The organism is Yersinia sp. 1252 StPb PI (assembly GCF_048593885.1).
GTDB classification, from domain to species: domain Bacteria; phylum Pseudomonadota; class Gammaproteobacteria; order Enterobacterales; family Enterobacteriaceae; genus Yersinia; species Yersinia enterocolitica_E.
On record NZ_JAZGQE010000286.1, the window covers coordinates 1 to 3,618 of the forward strand.

A 3,618-nucleotide genomic window follows, 5' to 3' on the forward strand; every position below is an offset into this window, starting at 1 on the left:
AATTAAGTGCAATACGCTGTAAATCCTTATTTTATAATATTATTTAATCAATAAGCCTGATTCATCCCCGTATTCAAAAGGGCCATAAAGAGAAGTTAGCGAAATTATTTGCTTAACTTTGCTTAAATAATCACCAGCTTACAGCCCAAAAAAAGGGCGATAAGATTATCGCCCTGCCATCACTGTGGCTTAATTTTGATTAGCGCTAAAAACTAGTCAGCTGTCATCACCGGCTTTGTCGGCTCAGGATTATCTTCACTGTCATCACGCCATTTCGGGAATTCCATCTCTTGGTATTTGATAACCTTAGTGCCACGGCTCAATTTGTAGCCAAACCAAATCACCAGGAACAATGGAATACCAATATAGGTTGCAGTCACACCATACCAATCAATGCGGTCTTGCAAGAAAGCCTGATAGTTCTGCCCCAAAGTAATAACCAAACACAGTACGAAGGCGAAAATCGGCCCTATCGGGAAGAAACCAGACTGATACGGTAAGTCGTTCAAGTCACGGCCTTGCATCATATAGCCACGGCGGAAACGATAATGGCTGATAGCAATACCCAACCAAGCAATAAAGCCAGTCATACCTGAGGTATTAAGTAACCACAGATACACAGTTTGGTTGCCAAACATTGAACTTAGGAAGCACAATCCGGCCACTACCGTGGTGGCATACAGAGCATTACGTGGCACCCCGCCCTCAGACAGCTTGGCAAAGATACGTGGCGCTTTACCTTCTGAGGCCAGGGTAAACAACATACGGGTTGAGGCATACATCCCCGAGTTACCCGCTGACAACACTGCCGTCAGGATAACCGCATTCATCACCGCGGCCGCTGACAGCAAACCTGCATTCTGGAATACCAGCGTGAATGGGCTAACACTGATATCTTTGACATCATTACGTAACAGACTTGGATCGGTATACGGAATAATCAGGCTGATAATCAAAATAGCAAAGATATAGAACAGTAAAATACGCCAGAACACCTTGCGCACTGCGCGTGGAATATTTTTACCTGGGTCTTTTGATTCACCGGCCGCAATACCAATCAGTTCAGTGCCTTGGAAAGAGAAACCAACAATCATTGCCACACCAATCATCGCCGAGAAGCCCCCGGCAAAGGGTGCATCACCAATGGTCCAGTTGTGCCAACCCGCGCTCTCACCGCCTTTCATAATGCCGCTAATCATCATTACACCAATAATGATGAAGATAATGACTGTGGTGACTTTAATCAGTGAGAACCAGTATTCCGCTTCACCAAAGCCTTTTACTGAGATGTAGTTCAGTAAAAACATCAGGGCGAGGAACAGCGCACTCCAAATCCAGCCTGGTGCGTCTGGGAACCAGTAATTCATCACCAATTGTGCCGCAACCAAGTCAACAGCGATAGTGACGGCCCAGTTGTACCAATAGTTCCAGCCAAGGGCGAAACCAAAGCCTTCCTCGACGTATTTGGAACCATAAGTTGAAAATGAGCCTGATACCGGCATAAACGCCGCCAGCTCACCGAGACTGGTCATCAGGAAATAAACCATCAGGCCAATCAATGCATAGGAGAGCAATGCTCCACCCGGGCCTGCTTGCGATACCGTTGCCCCTGAGGCAACAAACAAACCGGTACCAATAGAACCACCGATAGCAATCATGGATAAGTGCCGTGATTTAAGCTCCCGACGTAAACGCTGCGCACCCTGCTGCACTGGGATTTTAGTATTTTGCTGAGTCATTCTTACCCTAATCCACCCTTAAAAAATAAGGCGGGATTGTAACAAATCCCACCGACTCGGATAGTAACAATGCGCTGATATAAGATACCTTCATGATCCCGGTGCAATTATTAGCAAAAGCTCATTTGCCAGTAAAAGCCTCTCTCTATCGGGTATTCTTGCCGCAATAGCCAATATCATTGGTGTAAAACGCTTAAAAACCTTATCCCTACAGGGGTAACTCGCTCTCGGCTAATTCTGCGGTTCAGACCTCTTCCTGACAGTAGCTGAGAAAGCGCTGCAAGGCGTTAGAGATATGTTTTTGCCGATGATGAATCAAATATAAGGTTCGTATCAGTGGTGGCAAAGGGATGTTGAGTACGATCAGTTCACCGTTGGCCAGTTGATCGGCAATCACCCGGCGCGACAAACAACTGATTCCCATGCCATAACGCACCGCCCGCTTAATCGCTTCTGAATTCCCAAGCTCCATAACCAACTTGAAATGCGGTAATTTTGCCAACAGTAAGTGATCGAGCACTTCGCGGGTGCCAGAACCGCGCTCACGTAGGATCCAAGCTGCATCGGCCAGCTCTTCCAGTGTCAGCATCTTATGGCATAACGGATTATCTGGGGCCGCAAACACCACCAACTCATCCTGTTGCCAGGCTTTGGTCATCAGTTCCGGCATATGGCACGGCCCTTCAATCAGCCCCAGATCACCGCGAAAATCTGCCACTGCTTCAATCACATCCTGACTGTTACCGATATTCAATTCCAGCGGTGTGTCGGGAAAGTCACGCCGGTATTTGGCAATCATGCCCGGTAACATATAGTTGCCAATAGTGCTGCTGGCAGCAATCCGCAACGCGCCTAAGTCCTGCAAAAAAAGTTGTTCTATTTCAATTGCCTGATCCAGCAATGCCAATGCTTTGGGATAAAGCAACCGCCCATGCTCATTGGTGACTAAACGCTTACCGACCCTATCAAACAGTTGCACCCTCAATTGCCCTTCCAAATCCGCCAACGCAGCGCTGACTGCCGATTGTGAAAGCGCGAGCACAACCGAGGCTTGGGTCGTAGAGCCGCTTTTTAGCACCTCAGTAAAGACTTCAAGTTGACGTAAGGTTATGTGCATAACGGTCTCTGTAGTAAAAAATGGAGGACGCTATCATCACTCTGTTCGTCAGTGACTGGATGAAACGAGCTGCCTAATTAGTTGTTAATACAATAACTGACGGACAAAAGTGTACCCAATAGATTTCAAAATACAGGCCGGCGGCAAGCAACAGAACCCTCGATGAGCTTACACCAGTAAGTGATTCGAGTGAGCGAGCACAGCCAACACACCTGCAACATGAACGATGGCGGGTATATAGCCTCTATTACCGTATAAGACTAACACCTTTGAGTAAAATCGGGAGGTTATCGGCGGATGAAATTAAGCAGTAAGAATACTATTCATTATCATCTGAATAAAAGAATATGCGGTAAATAATAGCCACTATAGCGCTGATAACTGCGTTAAAAATCAACCAGATAAATAATAAATAGCTAAACGTTTGAGATAAAGGAATCCCACGTTCACTCTTGAAGGGATTAAAATGGGGTAGTGGGACAATATGAAAAGGATTCAAGTTATATAACTTGAAAAAATAAGCGATCAAATAAGGAGGGATCAACAAATAAATAAGTGAGGCAATCACCAATATCACCCACAGCGACTTTTCATGTTTTGCTTTCTTCATATCAAAACTGCTGCCTTGACGGTTATGGGGATACCCCCGCCCGTGTACATTTCCGTTATGTATATCATACCAAACTTCATGGTCATTCACGCTCCCCCACAGAGATAGGCAAAATCAGGTGTTGGGCGCTGCCATCACCGCCCTTACCACTT

Annotated in this window: 3 protein-coding genes; all 3 read right to left on the reverse strand. The window is 46.1% G+C overall.

Annotated features, from left to right (window positions below; all coding sequences use genetic code 11):
* Nucleotides 1-212: 212 nt before the first annotated feature.
* The 3 genes from V2A85_RS22645 to V2A85_RS22655 all read right to left on the reverse strand — a co-directional run bounded on the left by V2A85_RS22645 (nt 213) and on the right by V2A85_RS22655 (nt 3,556).
* Nucleotides 213-1,739 carry an amino acid permease gene (locus tag V2A85_RS22645; protein ID WP_420072433.1) on the reverse strand — a complete coding sequence of 509 codons (1,527 nt, stop codon included), beginning with the start codon at nt 1,737-1,739 and terminating at the stop codon, nt 213-215.
* Nucleotides 1,740-1,983: 244 nt separating this feature from the next.
* Entirely contained in the window at nt 1,984-2,856 is an 873-nt protein-coding gene (yieE, locus tag V2A85_RS22650) for a DNA-binding transcriptional regulator YeiE (protein WP_372559375.1), read from the reverse strand.
* 319 nt (nt 2,857-3,175) lie between these two features.
* On the reverse strand, nt 3,176-3,556 hold the full coding sequence (locus V2A85_RS22655) for a hypothetical protein (RefSeq protein WP_227746528.1): 381 nt from the start codon (nt 3,554-3,556) through the stop codon (nt 3,176-3,178).
* Nucleotides 3,557-3,618: the final 62 nt, after the last annotated feature.